The organism is Thalassotalea insulae, assembly GCF_030161395.1.
GTDB lineage: Bacteria > Pseudomonadota > Gammaproteobacteria > Enterobacterales > Alteromonadaceae > Thalassotalea_E > Thalassotalea_E insulae.
The window spans coordinates 1,467,264-1,487,422 of the sequence record NZ_BSST01000001.1; the positions used below are offsets into that span (position 1 = coordinate 1,467,264).

At 42.2% G+C, this 20,159-nt stretch carries 15 protein-coding genes and 2 rRNA genes; 7 read left to right on the forward strand and 10 right to left on the reverse strand.

Annotated features, from left to right (window positions below; all coding sequences use genetic code 11):
• Positions 1-48: 48 nt before the first annotated feature.
• The 5 genes from QQK06_RS06710 to QQK06_RS06730 all read right to left on the reverse strand — a co-directional run bounded on the left by QQK06_RS06710 (position 49) and on the right by QQK06_RS06730 (position 4,548).
• On the reverse strand, positions 49-453 hold the full coding sequence (locus tag QQK06_RS06710; RefSeq protein WP_284243897.1) for an acyl-CoA thioesterase: 405 nt from the start codon (positions 451-453) through the stop codon (positions 49-51).
• Positions 454-531: 78 nt separating this feature from the next.
• The gene (gene pssA, locus QQK06_RS06715) at positions 532-1,845 is read right to left on the reverse strand and encodes a CDP-diacylglycerol--serine O-phosphatidyltransferase (RefSeq protein ID WP_284243898.1); all 1,314 of its coding nucleotides are present in this window, start codon (positions 1,843-1,845) and stop codon (positions 532-534) included.
• Between the two features lie 195 nt (positions 1,846-2,040).
• The gene (locus QQK06_RS06720) at positions 2,041-2,349 is read right to left on the reverse strand and encodes a methyl-accepting chemotaxis protein (protein ID WP_284243899.1); all 309 of its coding nucleotides are present in this window, start codon (positions 2,347-2,349) and stop codon (positions 2,041-2,043) included.
• Positions 2,327-2,473: a hypothetical protein gene (locus QQK06_RS06725; RefSeq protein WP_284243900.1), complete on the reverse strand. Its 147-nt coding sequence runs from the start codon at positions 2,471-2,473 to the stop codon at positions 2,327-2,329. The genes QQK06_RS06720 and QQK06_RS06725 overlap by 23 nt, the downstream gene beginning before the upstream one ends.
• A gap of 44 nt (positions 2,474-2,517) precedes the next feature.
• Positions 2,518-4,548 carry an NADPH-dependent 2,4-dienoyl-CoA reductase gene (locus tag QQK06_RS06730; RefSeq protein WP_284243901.1) on the reverse strand — a complete coding sequence of 677 codons (2,031 nt, stop codon included), beginning with the start codon at positions 4,546-4,548 and terminating at the stop codon, positions 2,518-2,520.
• A gap of 179 nt (positions 4,549-4,727) precedes the next feature.
• On the opposite strand from QQK06_RS06730, the gene QQK06_RS06735 reads away from it, so the two are divergent.
• Entirely contained in the window at positions 4,728-5,198 is a 471-nt protein-coding gene (locus QQK06_RS06735) for a GreA/GreB family elongation factor (protein ID WP_284243902.1), read from the forward strand.
• Between the two features lie 118 nt (positions 5,199-5,316).
• On the opposite strand, the gene QQK06_RS06740 is transcribed toward QQK06_RS06735, so the two are convergent.
• Complete coding sequence (locus QQK06_RS06740; protein ID WP_284243903.1) at positions 5,317-6,687, reverse strand: MFS transporter; 1,371 nt, start codon at positions 6,685-6,687, stop codon at positions 5,317-5,319.
• 145 nt (positions 6,688-6,832) lie between these two features.
• Here QQK06_RS06740 and uvrA point away from each other — a divergent pair, with 145 nt between their 5' ends.
• Positions 6,833-9,664 (forward strand): excinuclease ABC subunit UvrA, encoded by a 2,832-nt coding sequence (gene uvrA / locus QQK06_RS06745; protein ID WP_284243904.1) that lies wholly within the window; start codon positions 6,833-6,835, stop codon positions 9,662-9,664.
• Positions 9,665-9,720: 56 nt separating this feature from the next.
• On the opposite strand, the gene QQK06_RS06750 is transcribed toward uvrA, so the two are convergent.
• Positions 9,721-10,284 carry a lipid-binding SYLF domain-containing protein gene (locus QQK06_RS06750; RefSeq protein ID WP_284243905.1) on the reverse strand — a complete coding sequence of 188 codons (564 nt, stop codon included), beginning with the start codon at positions 10,282-10,284 and terminating at the stop codon, positions 9,721-9,723.
• A 146-nt stretch (positions 10,285-10,430) separates the two neighbouring features.
• Between QQK06_RS06750 and QQK06_RS06755 the strand changes: the two genes are divergently transcribed.
• The 3 genes from QQK06_RS06755 (at position 10,431) to QQK06_RS06765 (ending at position 14,089) form a co-directional block, all read left to right on the forward strand.
• A complete protein-coding gene (locus tag QQK06_RS06755) occupies positions 10,431-11,072 on the forward strand; it encodes a fused MFS/spermidine synthase (protein WP_284243906.1) in 642 nt (213 codons plus the stop codon).
• Positions 11,065-11,958 (forward strand): spermidine synthase, encoded by an 894-nt coding sequence (locus QQK06_RS06760; protein ID WP_284243907.1) that lies wholly within the window; start codon positions 11,065-11,067, stop codon positions 11,956-11,958. The genes QQK06_RS06755 and QQK06_RS06760 overlap by 8 nt, the downstream gene beginning before the upstream one ends.
• Positions 11,959-12,211: 253 nt before the next feature.
• Entirely contained in the window at positions 12,212-14,089 is a 1,878-nt protein-coding gene (locus QQK06_RS06765; protein WP_284243908.1) for a formylglycine-generating enzyme family protein, read from the forward strand.
• A 41-nt stretch (positions 14,090-14,130) separates the two neighbouring features.
• Here the strand turns inward: QQK06_RS06765 and rluF are convergent, their stop codons facing one another.
• On the reverse strand, positions 14,131-14,982 hold the full coding sequence (gene rluF, locus QQK06_RS06770; RefSeq protein WP_284246592.1) for a 23S rRNA pseudouridine(2604) synthase RluF: 852 nt from the start codon (positions 14,980-14,982) through the stop codon (positions 14,131-14,133).
• Between the two features lie 256 nt (positions 14,983-15,238).
• Here rluF and QQK06_RS06775 point away from each other — a divergent pair, with 256 nt between their 5' ends.
• Positions 15,239-16,336, forward strand: a complete 1,098-nt coding sequence (locus tag QQK06_RS06775) for a sensor histidine kinase (protein WP_284243909.1) — start codon at positions 15,239-15,241, stop codon at positions 16,334-16,336.
• A 3-nt stretch (positions 16,337-16,339) separates the two neighbouring features.
• The gene (locus tag QQK06_RS06780) at positions 16,340-16,699 is read left to right on the forward strand and encodes a LytR/AlgR family response regulator transcription factor (protein ID WP_284243910.1); all 360 of its coding nucleotides are present in this window, start codon (positions 16,340-16,342) and stop codon (positions 16,697-16,699) included.
• A gap of 269 nt (positions 16,700-16,968) precedes the next feature.
• On the opposite strand, the gene rrf is transcribed toward QQK06_RS06780, so the two are convergent.
• Positions 16,969-17,083: ribosomal RNA gene (gene rrf / locus QQK06_RS06785) — 5S ribosomal RNA — on the reverse strand.
• A gap of 186 nt (positions 17,084-17,269) precedes the next feature.
• Positions 17,270-20,148, reverse strand: a 23S ribosomal RNA gene (locus QQK06_RS06790).
• Positions 20,149-20,159: the final 11 nt, after the last annotated feature.

Genomic DNA, 20,159 nt, shown 5'->3' on the forward strand with positions numbered 1-20,159 from the left:
TAAGAGATCTATTCTAACATTGCTATTTCTATTGCGATAGAGCCAATTTTACTTCTTTAAATATTCACTCATTTTATCAACAATATCTTGCGGAATTTTCACCGTTTTTTGTGCGTGGTAGTCAAAGTGCACCATTACAGCGGTTCCCGATGCCCGACATTCTCCTTGCTGCCAAAGTTCCTGATAAACATCAAATGAAGAGCCGCCAATCCTACCAATATAGGTTCGCACTTCCATATCATATTCATAATACATTTGCCCATGAAAGGTCACATCTATCTTCGCCAAAATAAGACGCCATTTGTTTAAATCTAAATCTGGGGTAAACCACTTAAACACGTCGTCACGAGCACCTTCAAACCATACAGGTACCATAGTATTATTGATATGGCCCAAAGCATCGGTGTCACTGAATCTAGGTTTAAAAGTATCTATAAAAAACGTTGTCGACATGATGATTCTCTATGTTGAAATTGATATCTGAGTAAACTATGGGTTATCTATCCAATGTAGCGCTTGGTATAAAACGCGTTACAACAAGCGCTTCAACACCCGATCAATTTTTGCTAACGATAACCGACGTAACAATTTTTTCGGTTGTATTGGATAATCATTTATCGCCTCTAACTGGCGATAATCACTAAGCGATCGGGTATTTTGAGTAATACGCTGGTATTCATTGTTAAAGCGCTGTTGCAAACTTTGTTGGCAATCATCAATTAACAAACCATTTTCTAAATCCAGCGCCCAGGCTCTTGGATTTAAATTGCTGCCTGTTATTAAATGCCAACGCTGATCTATAACCATGCCCTTCGCATGATAGCTGTTATCACCATCACACCAGAGTTTAATGTTCAGTTGACCATTATTAATATAACGTCGCCAGCGTTTCACAAAACGCCGTAAGATCTGCTCATAAATATAAGGAATAACCCCAATAAAGCTATAGTTGTCACCCGGTTTAATAAAAAAATCACTCGCGCTTTTATCGCCAACGACCAACGTCACCCTAACCCCGCGTTTTAACGCAGCGACCAAATGCTTGATCACGATACGCGGTAAATTAAAATACGGCGTAAAAATGATGATTTCCTGCTGACTTTCTTTAATTTTTTGGCAAATAGTCTGATTTAACGGATTATTACGTTTTCCACATCCCACCAATGGAGTAACCGTTAATTCACCTGCTTGATCAATATGATTTACCCGATAATTCGCTCGCTTCACTATTGACGTTGTTTGCCGGCTCAAGATTTTTTGCTGCTTAGCGTTTAAAAGCTCAGTTGTAGTTAAATCAATTGCCACACCTGATTCAACAAAGGTTCGCTGCAAATAGGCAACAACACTGTTTGCCAACGTAGCTGAATTTAATTGATAATAACGATCTAAACGATACTTTTCTCGCTGCTGTAAATAAACATTATTAATGCTGGCGCCGCTATATAACAACTGATCGTCAAACACCATGCCTTTTAGGTGCAAAACCCCAAGTAATTCCTTGGTTTTAACAGCAATACCGTAAATATCAATGGCATAGTTATATTGCTGGGCAAATTGCTGATACATCGCCCGGTTACCGAGAGACTTTTCCTGGCCAATTAAGCCACGTTGCGCCCGGTGCGCATCAACAAAAATACAAACGTCAAGTTCTGGATTATTTTGTTTGGCCTGATACAGAGCCGTTAATACCTGCTGACCCGCAGCATCATTTTCCAAATAAAGCGCCGTAATATAAATACGCGTTTTAGCCTCAGCAATTAAACTCAGTAATCGCTGGTAATAATCTTTTGGCGATAACAGGACTTCAATATCCTGTGATCTGATGTTAACAGATAAGTCTGACATGGGCGTTCAAGTTAACTAACTAGAACGCGCATTCTATGCATCTAACGTAAACTGTTCAAGCTGTTGCGTTAAATGATCCGCCAAGCGAAATAAATATTACCCCGCCGTAGCCGCCTTATTTGCTGCACTTAACACCCGATCAGCACCACTGGCAATGTTACCGGTATTTTCATCAATTGAACTCATCATCACTTTTTACTGTTCAACTGCGGCAGAAATTTCATTGTTAGCATCAACAATAGTGACGACATTGTCTGTCACTTCACTGAATGCTTGTTGAACTTTTTCAGTATTCTCAACACCCAGCGTTGCCTTTTCTATGCCCTGATTCATTGCCTGCACCGATTCATTGGTTCCTTGTTGCAATTGCTCGATAATACGCTGAATTTCAGCGATAGAATCTTGAGTGTTACTGGCCAGCGTACGGACTTCATCAGCGACCACTGCGAAACCACGCCCTTGTTCTCCGGCGCGTGCTGCTTCAATGACAGCATTTAGTGCCATTGCCCAAGCGTTCTGCCGCCTGATTTATAGCCGCAACACTCGTTCTCAGTGCCTGATAAATTCCCCAGAGTAAATAACTTGTGCCCGCAATCACCAACGGCATTAAAACGACAAAGGCCTGCATTGCAGGCCAAATAAATTAGATCATCATAGATAGCAATTGGACAATTAAATCGCGATTGCTAATTCAAGTGCCTGACGGATGGCACGTTTTGCATCCAGTTCAGCCGCAACGTTAGCACCACCAATTAAATGGGTACTGACATTAGCATCAAGTAATGTTTGATAAAGTGAACGTTCTGGCTCTTGTCCGGCACAAATGATCACAGTATCAACATCCAACAACTGAGATTGACCATCTTTTTGGATATGTAAACCCTGATCATCGATTTTTTGATAGCTGACACCGTTATGCATTTGCACCTGATTTTTCTTTAAGGTTGCACGATGGATCCAACCAGTGGTTTTCCCTAAACCTGCACCAACTTTTGTCGCTTTTCGTTGTAATAAATGCACTTGTTTTTTACTTGGCTGATGTTCAGCTTTATCAAGTAGCGCTGCTGGGTGCTGATAATTTTTATCCACGCCCCAATCTTTCAACCATTTTTCTGGCTGCTGAGTTAACGACTCTTTTTCCACCAGATAACAAGCAACATCAAAACCGATACCGCCAGCACCGATAATTGCAACCTTATCGCCAACCGGCTCTTTATCCCTTAATACCTGTAAATAACTTTTAACTTTAGGATGTTCAATTCCGGGAATATCCAGCTGACGCGGTGCAATGCCCGTCGACAGTATCACGTCATCAAATCCTTGTGCAATTAACGTTTCTGAAGTTTGCTCACTGTTTAACTGAACATCAACTTTTAGTTTTTTCAGTTGCACATCAAAATAGCGCAAGGTTTCATAAAATTCTTCTTTGCCCGGGATCTGTTTAGCAATATTAAACTGACCGCCAATTTCACTGGCTTTATCAAACAAAGTCACCTGATGGCCTTTTCTTGCGGCATAAACACTAAAGGCTAGTCCAGCCGGCCCAGCACCTATAACCGCCAGTTTTTTATTGCTTGCACTTGGTGTAAGTACCAGCTCAGTTTCATAACAGGCTTGTGGATTGACTAAGCAGGAAGCACGCTGCTGCTTAAACACATGATCCAAACACGCCTGATTACAAGCAATGCAGGTATTGATTTCTTCACTTTTATTCTCTGCAGCTTTTTTAACAAATTGTGCATCCGCAAGAAATGGCCGCGCCATTGATACCATATCCGCCTGACCATCTGCCAAGACCTGTTCAGCAACTTCTGGGGTGTTAATACGGTTAGTAGTGACTAAAGGAATGCTAACCTCCGTTTTCATGCGCTGAGTTATCCAGGTAAAAGCGGCCCGAGGAACGGAAGTCGATATTGTTGGTATGCGCGCTTCATGCCAGCCAATCCCCGTATTAATAATCGTTGCGCCAGCCGCTTCGATGCCTTTTGCCATAGTGACCACATCCTGCCAGCTATTACCACCTTCGACGAGATCCAGCATCGATAAACGGAAAATAATAATAAATTCTTTGCCAACTTTCTCGCGCACCGCTTTAACAATTTCACAACCAAAACGCATGCGGTTTTCAATTGAGCCGCCCCATTCATCATTGCGATCATTGACCCGAACACAACTAAATTGATTAATTAAATAACCTTCCGAACCCATGATTTCAACGCCATCATAGCCCGCTTTTGCTGCGAGTTTCGACGAATGAGCAAAATCCTTAATGGTAGATTTTATTTGGCGTACCGACATTTTACTCGGGGTAAAAGGGTTAATCGGAGACTTTTTCTTACTCGCTGAAACATTAAATGGATGATAAGCATAACGACCAGCATGTAACAGCTGTAAACAAATCTTAGTTGGATATTGGTGCACAGCGCTGGTGACTTTTTTATGTTTCGCCACTTGCCAAAAGCAACTCAATTGTCCCCCCAAAGGAGCTAACCTACCACGCATATTCGGGCTAATACCACCGGTAACGATTAAACCAACGCCTCCTTTAGCACGCTCCTGATAAAACGCTGCAAGTTTGTCAAAGCCACCTTTTTCTTCTTCTAGGCCAGTGTGCATAGAACCCATAAGGGTACGATTGGCCAAAGTGGTGAAGCCTAAATCTAACGGCGCTAATAAATGTGGGTATGCAGATGCTGTTGTCATAATTTCTGTCTTAATTGCTCTTAAAACCAACCAAAAGGTCTAACCAGTTGTTATTAAAGTAGCCGTTTACTGTGTAAAACTCAAGCTTTATTTTGACACCTGTCAGATCGGATTTAATTCAGCTAAAGTAATTCAAGAAAATGTGTTATTTTGTTTGCTAATGAATCAATGGTGTAATGATGAAACAACAGATAATTAACAAGGTGATTGAACACCTCAAGCAAGAACTCACAGCAATAAGTGCTGCCGCCAAAGCGGCCCATTCTGCCGCAATCGATGAGCAATCTATCGCCGAAACTCAATACGATACCTTAGCGATTGAAGCCAGTTATCTGGCACAAGGACAGTCGCTAAGAGCTCAGCAGTTGAATCAAGCGATTAACCAGATCAAAAGCCTATCGCTGGCAACATCGAATAAAGTGACATTAGGTTCTTTAGTACATCTGGAGCAAGCAGAGCAAGGTACTCAATGGTTCATGATTTTACCAGCCGCACCTGGGTTTCGCTGTACCATTGAGCAGCAGGAGATCACTGTGATCACGCCTGATTCACCAGTAGGAAAATCATTACAAGGAAAACAAATCGACGATGAAATCACACTGCAATTAGGTACCAGAAAAGTAAGCGCTGAAATTATTCAACTCCGTTGATATAGACTCTTTTTTATGAAGCTCAATGCACCAACTATCATTACTGCACTAGTGTGAAAATAATCCTATCTCGATCTCTATTAAGAGAGAAATAAATCACTACCTTGATAATTAGACACTAATTAGACGGTTTAAGTAGTAACTTAATTTGTTGAAAATCAGCAAGTTTATCGTCGATTTTCAGATAAGCTACAGACTCAGAGTGCACGAGTGTCGCTTCAATCACACCAGGTAAATGAATCAATTGATCTGCTACCTCATCTGCCTGCTCTTCACTATTGATGGTAGTGCTAAAGCTATAGCTCTTTGATTTTTTCAGTGGTTTCATGCCAGTTGCCGCAATAAACCATAACAGTCCCAAGCACGCCATCACTAAGAAAATCATTTGTTCACCCCATTGGCTAGCAATTGCACCACCCAACAAGCCACCACAGAAAGCCCCCATAAACTGACTGCTAGAATATATTCCCATGACGCTGCCTTTAACACCAGCCGGTGCTAAACGCGATAAAATCGATGGCATCGTCGCTTCTAAGTAATTGAACGCGGTAAAAAACATCGCGACAGAAATCACCAATGACATCATAGAAAGTGGTAAATACCACAGTAGTAGCAAGGTTAAGGCAAACAATAACACCATAGTAGAAAACATGGCGTTTTCTTTTTGCTTTTTAATCGCCCAAATCATAAATGGCACCATTAAAAAGAAGGAACCAATTAAGGTCGGCAAATATAATTGCCAATGGTGGTCTAACGGTAATCCAGCAGCAACAAACTGTTTAGGTAACGTAACAAAACAGGCAGTTAACGCCATATGCAAGATAAAGACACCAATATTAAGACGGAACAATTGCGGATGGCATATCAAACGTCCGATTTGATCCGGTAAAGCAATATTGTCACCACGCGGCGCTTTATGCACCGAATTAGGCACCATAAACTGGATCATTAGCATCGCACCTAGAGTTAACCCTGCAGTCAACCAAAACAGACCACTTAAACCAAACGATTCAGCAACAACAGGTCCCAATACCATAGCAAAAGTAAAGGATAAGCCAATAAACATCCCTATGGTTGCCATCACTTTCGGCCGCTGCTCTTCACGACTCAAATCAGCGGCAAGTGCCAAAATAGCACTGGCAATTGCCCCCATACCTTGCAGTGCCCGACCAGCAACTACGCCATAAATAGTATCTGACATCGCCGCAACGATACTACCAATAAGAAATACCACCAAGCCGGCTAGAATAATCGGTTTACGGCCAAATTTATCCGATAAAATTCCCATTGGAATTTGCAATAACGCCTGAGTCAGCCCGTAAGCACCAATGGCCAGACCTATCCAAATTGGGCTAAAACCAATTAACTGCTCACCATAAATAGCAAATACTGGCAAGATCATAAACAAGCCAAGCATGCGTAAACCAAAGACAGTAGCTAAAGAAAAAGCGGCTTTTTTCTCAATACTATTTAAACCTGAATGACTCATGGAAACCAATTCGACCTATTGTTAGCGACAATAAAAACGGCGCTAGTTTACCACGACAATTCACTGAACAAAAATAGAGATTATTGATGAAGTCAGTCCAATTATTATGCAATAATATGCGGCTGCGATTTACGGTGGAAACAATATGAGAAATATAGAAGTTCGAGGCGCACGTACCCATAATCTAAAAAACATCAGTTTAGACATTCCGCGCGATAAATTAATCGTCATTACCGGCCTCTCAGGCTCAGGAAAATCGTCATTAGCATTTGATACCCTATATGCCGAGGGACAACGTCGTTATGTCGAATCGTTATCCGCTTATGCGCGCCAGTTCTTATCGCTAATGGAAAAACCAGACGTCGATCACATTGACGGACTTTCACCAGCCATTTCAATCGAGCAAAAGTCGACCTCTCATAACCCCCGTTCTACCGTCGGCACAATTACTGAAATCTACGATTATTTGCGTTTATTATATGCACGTGTTGGTGAGCCTCGCTGTCCAACGCATCAACAGCCGTTAGCCGCACAAACAGTTTCACAAATGGTAGACAAGGTACTAGAACTGGAAGAAGGTACCAAGGTGATGGTGCTAGCACCCGTGCTACAAAACCGAAAAGGTGAGCATATCAAGTTACTGGATAATCTCGCCGCACAAGGCTATATCCGTGCCCGAATTGACGGTGAAGTATGTGATCTGTCAGATCCTCCAACATTAGAGCTACATAAGAAACACACCATCGAAGTCGTCGTTGATCGCTTAAAAGTACGAGAAGACATTCAGCTTAGGCTTTCTGAGTCATTTGAAACAGCATTGGCATTAACCGCAGGCACTGCAAAAGTCGCCTTTATGGATGAACCAAAACGTGAAGAGTTATTGTTCTCAGCAAATTTTGCCTGCCCGCACTGTGGCTATAGCATGCAGGAACTAGAACCAAGATTATTCTCATTTAATAACCCGGCAGGTGCTTGTCAAACCTGTGATGGCCTGGGTACGCAGCAATTTTTTGACCCTAACCGGGTGATTGCCAATCCTGAGTTAAGTCTGTCTGGCGGAGCAATTCGCGGCTGGGACAAACGCAATTTTTACTATTTCCAGATGCTACAAGCCTTAGCTGAGCATTATGGATTTGCCATTGACAAGCCGTTTAATCAACTATCAGAAGACCATCAAAAGGTCATTTTACGCGGTAGTGGCAAACAAGAAATTGAATTTAAATACATGAACGACCGCGGCGACATTGTTATTCGCAAGCACCCGTTCGAAGGTATTTTAAACAATATGGACAGACGCTACCGCGAAACCGAATCAAACGCGGTACGCGAAGAATTAGCTAAATACCTTAATAGCCAACATTGTCCAGAATGTGATGGTTCTCGTTTACGGCTTGAAGCGCGTAATGTTTTTATCGATAACACCCCATTGCATAATATTACTGACCTTGCCATTGCCGACGCGTTAGCCTTCTTTGAGCAGTTACATCTGACTGGGCAAAAAGGCCAAATAGCGGAAAAAATCCTCAAAGAAATTAATGACAGATTAGGCTTCTTGGTTAATGTCGGTTTAAATTACCTTAATCTCTCCCGTAGCGCCGATACCTTATCTGGAGGTGAGGCACAGCGAATTCGTTTGGCCAGCCAAATAGGCGCCGGTTTAGTTGGTGTGATGTACGTGCTAGATGAACCTTCTATCGGATTACACCAACGTGATAACGAACGTTTATTAACAACCCTGATCCACCTACGCGATTTAGGCAACACGGTAATAGTCGTAGAGCATGATGAAGATGCAATTCGCGCCGCTGACTTTGTTATCGATATTGGCCCAGGTGCCGGTGTTCACGGTGGTGAAGTAATCGCACAAGGTGATGTCAACGAAATACTAAAATGTGAACACTCACTTACTGGTAAGTATTTATCAGGTAGAGAGTCGATTGAAATACCGAAAACACGCACTCCGTTTAATAAGAAAAATATTGTTACGCTAAAAGGTGCTAGCGGTAATAACTTGAAAAATGTCGATTTAGTCATTCCCAATGGTTTAATGACCTGTGTTACCGGCGTTTCCGGTTCGGGTAAATCAACCCTAATAAACGACACCTTGTATAAGCTTGCCCATACCGAGCTAAACAATGCCACCACTTCGGAGCCTGCTCCTTATAAAAGTATTGAAGGCTTAGAGCAACTGGATAAGGTTATCGATATCGACCAAAGCCCTATTGGCCGTACACCAAGATCCAATCCGGCAACTTACACCGGAATATTTACCAACATTCGCGATATTTTTGCTGGTACTCAGGAAGCTCGCTCCCGTGGCTATAAACCTGGACGCTTTAGTTTTAATGTTAAAGGTGGGCGGTGTGAAGCTTGTCAGGGGGATGGTGTCATTAAAGTAGAAATGCACTTTTTACCCGACGTTTATGTGCCATGTGATGTCTGTAAAGGTAAACGCTATAACCGCGAAACCTTGGAAGTCAAATACAAAGGTCAGAATATCCATGAAGTATTAGATATGACCATAGAAGATGCATTTGACTTCTTCTCAGCCATTCCAGCAGTTAAACGTAAGTTACAAACCTTAATGGACGTTGGCCTAAGCTATATTAAACTAGGTCAATCGGCGACCACCCTTTCAGGTGGTGAAGCACAACGAGTCAAGTTATCGAAAGAATTATCAAAACGAGATACCGGGCAAACACTATATATTTTGGATGAACCAACCACAGGTCTGCATTTTCATGATATTAAGCAGTTACTGCACGTGATCCATAGATTGCGCGATCACGGTAATACCATTGTTATTATCGAACATAACCTAGATGTGATCAAAACTGCCGACTGGATTGTCGATTTAGGACCGGAAGGAGGCTCTGGTGGCGGTGAAATTTTAGTAACCGGCACACCAGAGCAGATAGTCAAAAATAAACAGTCGCATACCGCTAAGTTTTTAAAGCCTTTGTTGAGTTGCAGTTAGTGACTTAACTTCAACTCGGTTAAAAATAAAAAAGTCGGCATTGGCCGACTTTTTTGTTAATTCAGGTCCTTATCTTTCCAAAACTTAGTACCTTTAATCGTCGCCTGTAAGGCTAAGCCCGATTCGGTAAAGGTATAAACGGTTACATCACCGTAATAGGCTTCTCCCTCAACAGACGCTCCTTTTTTACCAGCTTTCGCCGCTGCATCAGCATTGCCCCCAAAACTCCAGCCATTTTCAATAAAGTGTGTCATGGCATCTTTAGTATGAAACACCATGACAATCCGATAATCTTTAGCGCCTAACCCTAGGCCAACACCACCTTCCGCCATATTCATATAGGTATGACGTCCAGAAGACATGTCTTTGACTACACCATAACCCGTACCAGCAGCTAAAAAGATCAAGTTAATATTAGCATTGCTAAACACCGCATAACCTGGTGCTGAATTTAATTGTGATCTGGTATCCGGTTTTTTACTAAATAACTGGGTTAACACCTGATCTTTCATTTGTAATATTTTCTGGCGTTTTTCAGCTACGCTACCTTCCCCCATTGACGCACAAGAAGATAGAACCAATAGTAAAATTAACGTTATCGTACTTTGCATTAGTTTCATGTTTTCTCTCTTTATCGATTATTATCAAGTTAATAGAGTATAGCCAACGAGTTGAATTTAAAAACTATCAGTTTCTATATCAGACTAGCCAGTGCGAACTTAACTGGTTACACTGCTGTTAACTTAGCTAAACCTATCAAGTATTCATGATTTCTTACCAGCAAAACATTATTATTTATCTGTTAGCCTTTTGCAGCGGCTTTTGCATTATGGGGATTGAATTACTCGGTGGCCGCATTCTTGCGCCATTCTTTGGTAGCAGTGTCCATATCTGGGGTAGTATTATCACAGTATTTATGCTGAGTTTGTCCTTTGGTTATTTACTTGGCGGTAAATATTCCACCCGTCACGTTAACCTGACCCGCTACGGTGTTATTTTTCTATTAGCCGGTCTAGCTATTTTACCAATAGCACTGTGGGCACCAGCGATAATGGAATCGATATTTATTGCAATAGAGGATAGCCGCTACGGTTCGTTACTTGCTTCCATCGCATTATTTTTTATTCCAACCATTATCCTTGGCATGATCTCCCCTTATTCGGTGCGCCTGTTAGTCACAGATAAAAATAACAGCGGCCACGTTGCAGGTAAACTTTATTTCGTTTCAACCTTAGGCAGTGCTCTGGGGACTATTTTAACCTCGTTTTATTTCGTCTTGTTATTTGAAGTCAACGCCATTGTACTGACTTTTTGTGCCATATTAACCGCATTAGGTATCGTTGCTATTAGTATCGATAGAATAAAGGCAGTGGCGCCTAGCACTGCATTAGAGGCAGGCCATGAATAAAATACTATGCCTACTCGTAGTAATATCAACTATCTCATTACCGAGCATCGCAAAAGTGATCCATCAGGAACGTTCGCTATATCGAAATATCTTAGTAGAAGATAAATTTAATTTACGTTGTCTAAAATTTAACGTTAAGACCAGTAAAACCAATCAAAGCTGCTTATATAAGAATGATCCGCAAAGATTAGTGTTTAACTACACTAAATTACTGTTTTCCAGTTTGCTAGTTATGGAGAAAGCGCCAGAAAATATTTTGATCATTGGCTTAGGTGGCGGCACCATGTCTAATACCTTGCATCAACTCTACCCGAGCGCCCGGATCACTAATGTCGAAATCGATCCGGCGGTGATAAAAGTCGCCAGACAATACTTCGGCTTTTTTGAAAACGAACGAGTAACGTCAAAAGTACAAGATGGCCGCATTTTTATTAAACGAGCTGCTTTGAAAAAGAAGCGTTATGACTGGATTATTTTAGATGCCTTTAACGGTGACTATATTCCAGAACATCTGTTAACAAGAGAATTTCTTCAGGAAGCAAAGCAGTTGCTGACACCTGATGGCGTATTATCCGCCAATACCTTTTCTATCAGTGAACTCTATAATCATGAATCCGCCACTTATTATCAGGTCTTTGGTGATTTCTTTAATGTCAGAAATAGCAAAAACAGTAACCGCATCATCTTAGCTGTTAATCAGGAGTTACCGGACGGTAAGCAAATCACAGAAAGAGCACAGGCGCTGAACCAAACACTTAAACCTTATAATATTAATATTATTGATATTACCACTAATATGACTTCAACAATGGACGAGAAAGACTGGCCAACACAAACAAAACTATTAACCGACCAATACTCTCCAGCAAATTTGCTTAATTATTAATCTCTAAATATAAGCATTTTAATTCTCGCTAAGTGAGCAAGTACTTAATCAACTTGCTATTATTCGAGCATTTTATTAGCAAGCTGCTAACAAATCACAGGTTTCTCTTTTTATCTCTTGCGATTTAGCCAACGACCCAATATGATTGAGACTATTAAAACTATATCAATTACTAAATTGAAGTTAATCTGCAAACTAGGTTCAGTTACCTAAGTTGCAGAGTAAAACTCTACATTGTTCAGGAATAATAAACATGCGCTTGGCTTTACTCGCAATGACAGTTAGTTGTCTCTCAATTGGAACACAAGCTTTTGAACTTGCTCCAATTCAAGACAAATCCGTAGAAAGTTTAGAAATTCAGTTAAGTACCAAAGAGGCTGAATATGAGTCATTTATGAACTCGTTAAGCTCTTTAAACACTCAAGTCGCTAATGAAACCGATAAACTAGGCTTATTGCGCAGCCAAGGCGCAGAGCTACAAACAGCGCGTAAACAAGCGTTATTGAATATGAATGAGCAATATGAAGCCATGGTCGACAACCCAGATCAGGACATTGCTCAAGCGCAAAATGCCTATCGTCAAGCCATTCAGAATCAAAAGCAAAATAAAGATGACATTAAAGCCAGCGTCACCTTATTAGCAGATCTCAAACAAAAACTGGCGAATGCCAATATCGACCGTTTTACCTTAGCCAATGCCAGAGAAGCATTAAGAGAAGAAATAAGAATTGCTCGCGTTAAACGTTTACAACAAGAATTTGAACAAGAAGCTACCTTAGAAGCCACTCAAATAGTCAGCTGTGATGCGCAAGAAACCTTAAAGCAATGTATTATGCGCAGTAATCGTTTAGCAAAACAAAAAGCGTCTAAACAATTTGTTGATAGCCTCTTTGCCGGCGCTACTGAATCTAACGTGATCAGCCAAAATAAAAATGACTCAGCTGCACAAGTCAGATTACTTAACCATAAAGTCGTTTCAGGCGAATTTAGTGGCCAAGGCAATTACAGCACTACTATTACAGTTGAATTAGAAGGCTCTCTGCCTAATACCGAAGCCTGTAAGTTATTAGATTTGTCAGCTCGCTATTGTACTTATCAGCAAGAACACCTCAGCACAGCTGCAGTTGATGAAAATGCTGGTAACGAAATTTCATTTAATGACGATTCTGTACTGTACGAATTAACCATCAGATCCGATCAATATGATGATGAAGTTTTTATCGATGGCGTTAGTTACGGTTCAACGAAATTGTCCGTAATGCTTGCATCAGGCGCCCATGAAGTTGTCATTACTAAACCTGGTTATTTAGATCATCAGGAAAATATCCGACTCAATAAAAACATGACAATAAAAGCGGAGTTAGCCAAAGCTTCGATTAATTTTGCTAATGGTGAAAAAATTCAGGACATTTTACCAGGTGATGAATTAGGACCAGAGCTTATCGGCGTACCAGCAGGTCGCTTTCAAATGGGCGATATGCAAGGTGCAGGCTTAAGCAATGAAAAACCAGCTCGCGATGAACAAATATTAAAATCATTTGCTATCGGCCAAAATCAGGTCACAGTGGGTGATTTCAAACGTTTTGTTAAAGATACTCACTATGTTACAGAAGCTGAAAGTGGCAATGGTTGTGCGGCTTTTGTTGACGGAGAACCAGAATATAACAGCGTACTTAACTGGCGTAATCCTGGGTTCAAGCAAACCGATGATCATCCGGTTGTTTGTGTCAGTGATAAAGACAGTAAAGCCTATTTAGCCTGGTTATCTAAACAAACTGAACGTAAATATCGTCTACCGAATGAAACTGAATGGGAATACGTTGCCCGTGCAGGCAGTGCAGAAAACTATTGGTGGGGCGATGATATTGGCAATGGTAAAGCTAATTGCGCCTATTGTGGCAGCAAATGGTCAAACATCAGTACCTCACCAGTCGGTTCTTTCAGAGCTAACAAATTAGGCTTATTTGATATTGTCGGTAACGTCTGGGAATTAACTAACGGCAATAAAGTTGTCGCGCGAGGCGGTGCCTGGAACTTTGCCCCTAAACTGGCTCGTACTTCAGTAAGATTGGAGTTATCACCAGGTTTTCGTTCTAACTATGTAGGTTTTAGAGCGCTAAGAGAAAACTAAAATGATCTACTATAACTATTATCAATAGAAAAGGAGCACGGTTAGCTCCTTTTTTTATTGCTTCGATTAAGGGAAAGAGTCGACTTACTTTTCTTATGCTCAGCTTGTGACTTTGGTCGTTTAATCGCAGCAACAGTTAACTTTTGCTTTTTAACTTCCTTTTCTCCTGCTAATTTCACAGTATCATTTTCAACTGCGGTTTTAGAGGAGTTGGCCACAGCACCATTGATTTTTGCCATTTCTTCAGTCGTCAGATTGCGCCAGTGACCAAGTTTCAAGCTGCCTAACTCCACATTCATAATACGAGAACGTTTAAGCTTTTTCACTTCATAACCTAAGTATTCACACATCCTGCGAATTTGTCGGTTAAGTCCCTGAGTTAAAATGATGCGAAAAACAAACTTACTCTGTGCATTAACAATACAAGGTTTAGTAATAGTACCGAGAATAGGGACGCCACGTGACATACGCTCAATAAAACGTTCACTAATAGGCTTATCTACTGTGACGATATATTCCTTATCATGGGCATTTTCCGCACGTAATATTTTATTAACGATATCGCCGTCGCTAGTTAAAAAGATCAATCCTTCTGAAGGTTTATCAAGCCGCCCTATTGGGAAAATCCGCTCTTTATGACCAATAGCATCAATAATATTCCCTTTAACATGGCGCTCTGTCGTACAGGTGATACCTATAGGTTTGTTATAGGCAATATAGATACGATCAGATTTATTCTCCGGCATAGCACCGATAACGTTACCATCGACACACACTTTATCGCCAGATATCACTTTGGTACCTAATTCCGGCACCTTGCCATTAATCGTTACCCGGCCATTATCGATCAATTTATCTGCTTCACGGCGAGAACAAAAGCCCGACTCACTAATAAATTTATTTAATCGCTTACCTGAAGAACTCACATTAACATCCTAAACCTAACCAATCGTGCTATTTTATCTTAGATAATGAAAAACCTTTAGCCTTTACTGAGCTTTTCTTGCTTAAGTTACTTTATTCTCCTAATTTGCCAGTTTATCGACTAACAACAAAGAATTTAAGACGAGTCACTTGGTAAACTTAGGGTTAGCACCATATGATCATCTTATAGACAAGTAATTTGTTGTAAATTAAGGCCAAGCAATCGTGGTACGCTATTTTAAAGAGCTAATAAATAATCTGCCTAATTGGCATTTTTGGTTTGCTAATACCTTGTTTTGGTTAGTGTTAAATACCTTAGCAGCCAGCAATACCTACAGGGTACGCACCGAAGTTTATGCTAAAAGTGCAGACTTCATCGAGCTTTGGTTTAAATACTTACCGTTTTGGGGCAACTGGATTTTAGTTGCTCCTTTTATAATTGCATCCACCGCTACGATAAAATTAGAAAATAACGATTTCAAAGGCTTTGTCACTAAAAATATCGCCACCACAGTACTGTTTCTTGGTATTTACTGGCTATTAACCATCATTGAAGTGCATGTGAAAAAGCATTCACTGCTCGATTGGCAGGGCTGGGTCGCTTCATTTAATGACGTTGCCTACAGTCTACTCCATATAGATTTTCTGGTTTATTTATCAATTTTTGGTGTCGGCTATGCTATGTCTTATTATAAAAATGCCAAACAACAAGAATTGACCAATCAACAATTAGCCAAACAATTAGTAGAAATAGAACTGCATTCACTCCGATCACAACTCAACCCGCATTTTTTATTTAATACCCTTAATACCATTTCCAGCTTAATTCGGTTAGATGAAAAAAATACCGCGGTTAAGGCATTAAGCGAACTGAGTACCATGCTGAGAAAAGTATTAGAGAATCAGCAAACTCAACTGATTCCGCTTGAAGAAGAGCTGGAATTTATTAATAGCTACCTTAGCATTCAAAAGATGCGCTTTGAAGACAAGCTATCTCTAGAGATTAATGTCAGTGATCACTGCCTGAAAAACCAAATTCCATTTATGTTGTTACAGCCGTTAGTGGAAAACGCAGTTCAGCATGGTTCCCAGCTTGAATCCGATCACAACAAAATTGAATTGCATATCAACTGTGATGACAGCCATATTTTAATCCGGCTAGTGAATAAGTTTACTGGCAAAGACGAACATAAAGGTTTTGGCATCGGCATTACCAATACCAAAGAACGCTTAAAAAAACTTTATGGTGACAAGGCAAAGCTTGAGCTGAAAGCACTTGAACATGAATATTTTGAGACCAGTGTTTCGCTTCCTAAGGAATAACATATGTTAAATGTTTTAATTGCTGATGATGAAAAATTGGCAAGATTGACCATCGCTTCATTATTAAAGGAAAGGTCCGATATTGGTGAGATATATCAGGCACGCAATGGCTCAGAGATCAGGCAGCAGGTCACTCAATATCAGCCCGATTTGATCTTTCTTGATATACAGATGCCCGGTCAAAACGGCATTGATATCGCCACAGAATTACAAATAACAGAACGAGTTATATTTGCGACCGCTTACCATCAAAAATCACAAGAAATAAAAGCACTCGGTGCTTTAGATTGCTTACTAAAGCCCTTTGACGATGAAAGCTTTCATCGCGTACTCGACCATGCCATCGCCAGTGTTGCTAAATAGCGGCGTTAGTATTGTACTAAATGCTCAATCGAAGTTTTAAACCGATACGTTAAAAATTAACTATAAGAAAAAAGTAAAAATGCCTGAGTATTAACTCAGGCATTTTTGGTATTAGGCGTCTAGCGATGTCCTACTGACATAGATGGATTGACTAATGGCGCGAAGACAGGAAGTCTAAGAGCGACCGGCGCTTGGTGCCTACACTCTACGTCTTAAAAAATACATAGCAAAAAGCCCGACACTTTCGTATCGGGCTCTCTTTAATAGAAGTCTAGCGATGACCTACTCTCACATGGGAACTCCCACACTACCATCGGCGCAGTTGCGTTTCACTTCTGAGTTCGGCATGGGATCAGGTGGTGCCACAACGCTATTGTCGCTAGACATAAACTGGCGTTAATCAAGCTCTCGCTCAATTAACCAATCTTGGAAAGCTGTTTCAATCTTCTTATTCAATTCTGAGTACGTGATTTGACGTGCATGGATGCACTAATGTCGATGAGGTTCATGGATGAACGTTTTTCATCGACGATATGTCAGTCTACAACTTTAAAACCACTTGGGTGTTGTATGGTTAAGCCTCACGGGCAATTAGTATCAGTTAGCTCAAGGCCTCACAACCCTTACACACCTGACCTATCAACGTTGTAGTCTCCAACGACCCTTTAGGGAGCTTAAAGCTCCAGTGAGAACTCATCTCAAAGCCTGCTTCCCGCTTAGATGCTTTCAGCGGTTATCAGTTCCGAACGTAGCTACCGGGCAATGCCATTGGCATGACAACCCGAACACCAGTGGTTCGTCCACTCCGGTCCTCTCGTACTAGGAGCAGCCCTCTTCAATTCTCAAACGCCCACGGCAGATAGGGACCGAACTGTCTCACGACGTTCTAAACCCAGCTCGCGTACCACTTTAAATGGCGAACAGCCATACCCTTGGGACCGACTTCAGCCCCAGGATGTGATGAGCCGACATCGAGGTGCCAAACACCGCCGTCGATATGAACTCTTGGGCGGTATCAGCCTGTTATCCCCGGAGTACCTTTTATCCGTTGAGCGATGGCCCTTCCATACAGAACCACCGGATCACTATGACCTGCTTTCGCACCTGCTCGACGTGTCTGTCTCGCAGTTAAGCTGGCTTATGCCATTGCACTAACCGTACGATGTCCGACCGTACTTAGCCAACCTTCGTGCTCCTCCGTTACTCTTTGGGAGGAGACCGCCCCAGTCAAACTACCCACCAGACAGTGTCCCCAAGCCCGATAAGGGCCCTAGGTTAGAACATCACGCATACAAGGGTGGTATTTCAAGGTTGGCTCCACCACATCTAGCGACGCGGTTTCAAAGCCTCCCACCTATCCTACACATGTAGGAGCAATGTTCACTGTCAAGCTATAGTAAAGGTTCACGGGGTCTTTCCGTCTAGCCGCGGGTATACGGCATCTTAACCGCAATTTCAATTTCACTGAGTCTCGGGTGGAGACAGTGTGGCCATGATTACGCCATTCGTGCAGGTCGGAACTTACCCGACAAGGAATTTCGCTACCTTAGGACCGTTATAGTTACGGCCGCCGTTTACCGGGGCTTCGATCATGAGCTTCGCAGAGCTAACCCAATCAATTAACCTTCCGGCACCGGGCAGGCGTCACACCGTATACGTCATCTTTCGATTTTGCACAGTGCTGTGTTTTTAATAAACAGTTCCAGCCACCTGGTTACTTCGACTGTCACCAGCTTAGGGAGCAAGTCCCATCACCAGCAACAGCGTACCTTCTCCCGAAGTTACGGTACTATTTTGCCTAGTTCCTTCACCCGAGTTCTCTCAAGCGCCTTAGTATTCTCTACCTAACCACCTGTGTCGGTTTGGGGTACGGTTCCTATATATCTGATGCTTAGAAGCTTTTCCTGGAAGTATGGCATCAACAGCTTCGTTTCCGTAGAAACTCGTCTCGTGTCTCAGTCTTAAGAGTCCGGATTTGCCTAAACTCTCAACCTACACACTTTCACATGGACTACCAACGCCATGCCTGCCTAGCCTGCTCCGTCCCTCCTTCGCAATATATAGAAGTACAGAAATATTAATCTGTTTCCCATCGACTACGCGTTTCCGCCTCGCCTTAGGGGCCGACTTACCCTGCCCTGATTAACATGGGACAGGAAACCTTGGTCTTTCGGCGGGGGAGTTTTTCACTCCCCTTATCGTTACTCATGTCAGCATTCGCACTTCTGATACCTCCAGCAAGCTTTACAACTCACCTTCAACGGCTTACAGAACGCTCCCCTACCACTTAATCCTAAGATTAAATCCGCAGCTTCGGTGCATAGTTTAGCCCCGTTACATCTTCCGCGCAGACCGACTCGACTAGTGAGCTATTACGCTTTCTTTAAAGGGTGGCTGCTTCTAAGCCAACCTCCTAGCTGTCTGGGCCTTTCCACATCGTTTCCCACTTAACTATGACTTTGGGACCTTAGCTGGCGGTCTGGGTTGTTTCCCTCTTCACAACGGACGTTAGCACCCGTAGTGTGTCTCCCGCATAGTACTCATTGGTATTCGGAGTTTGCAAAGGGTTGGTAAGTCGGGATGACCCCCTAGCCTTAACAGTGCTCTACCCCCAATGGTATTCGTGCGAGGCTCTACCTAAATAGATTTCGGGGAGAACCAGCTATCTCCCGGCTTGATTAGCCTTTCACTCCGACCCACAGGTCATCACCGCATTTTTCAACATACGTGTGTTCGGTCCTCCAGTTGATGTTACTCAACCTTCAACCTGCCCATGGGTAGATCGCCGGGTTTCGGGTCTATACCCTGCAACTAAACGCGCAGTTAACACTCGCTTTCGCTACGGCTCCCCTAATCGGTTAACCTTGCTACAGAATATAAGTCGCTGACCCATTATACAAAAGGTACGCAGTCACCCGAAGGCTTCCACTGCTTGTACGTATGCGGTTTCAGGTTCTATTTCACTCCCCTCACAGGGGTTCTTTTCGCCTTTCCCTCACGGTACTGGTTCACTATCGGTCAGTTAGGAGTATTTAGCCTTGGAGGATGGTCCCCCCATGTTCAGACAAAGTTTCACGTGCTCCGTCCTACTCGTTTTCACGTTGTGTTTGCTTTCGTGTACGGGGCTATCACCCTGTATCGCCAGCCTTTCCAGACTGTTCCACTAACGCCCACACGCTTAAGGGCTAATTCCCGTTCGCTCGCCGCTACTAAGGAAATCTCGGTTGATTTCTTTTCCTCGGGGTACTTAGATGTTTCAGTTCTCCCGGTTCGCCTTCTTTGGCTATGTATTCACCAAAGAATAGTTGCTTATGCAACTGGGTTTCCCCATTCGGAAATCTGTGCCTATAACGCCTTTTATCGGCTTAACACAGCTTATCGCAGATTAACACGTCCTTCATCGCCTCTAACTGCCAAGGCATCCACCACATACGCTTAGTCACTTAACCATACAACCCCA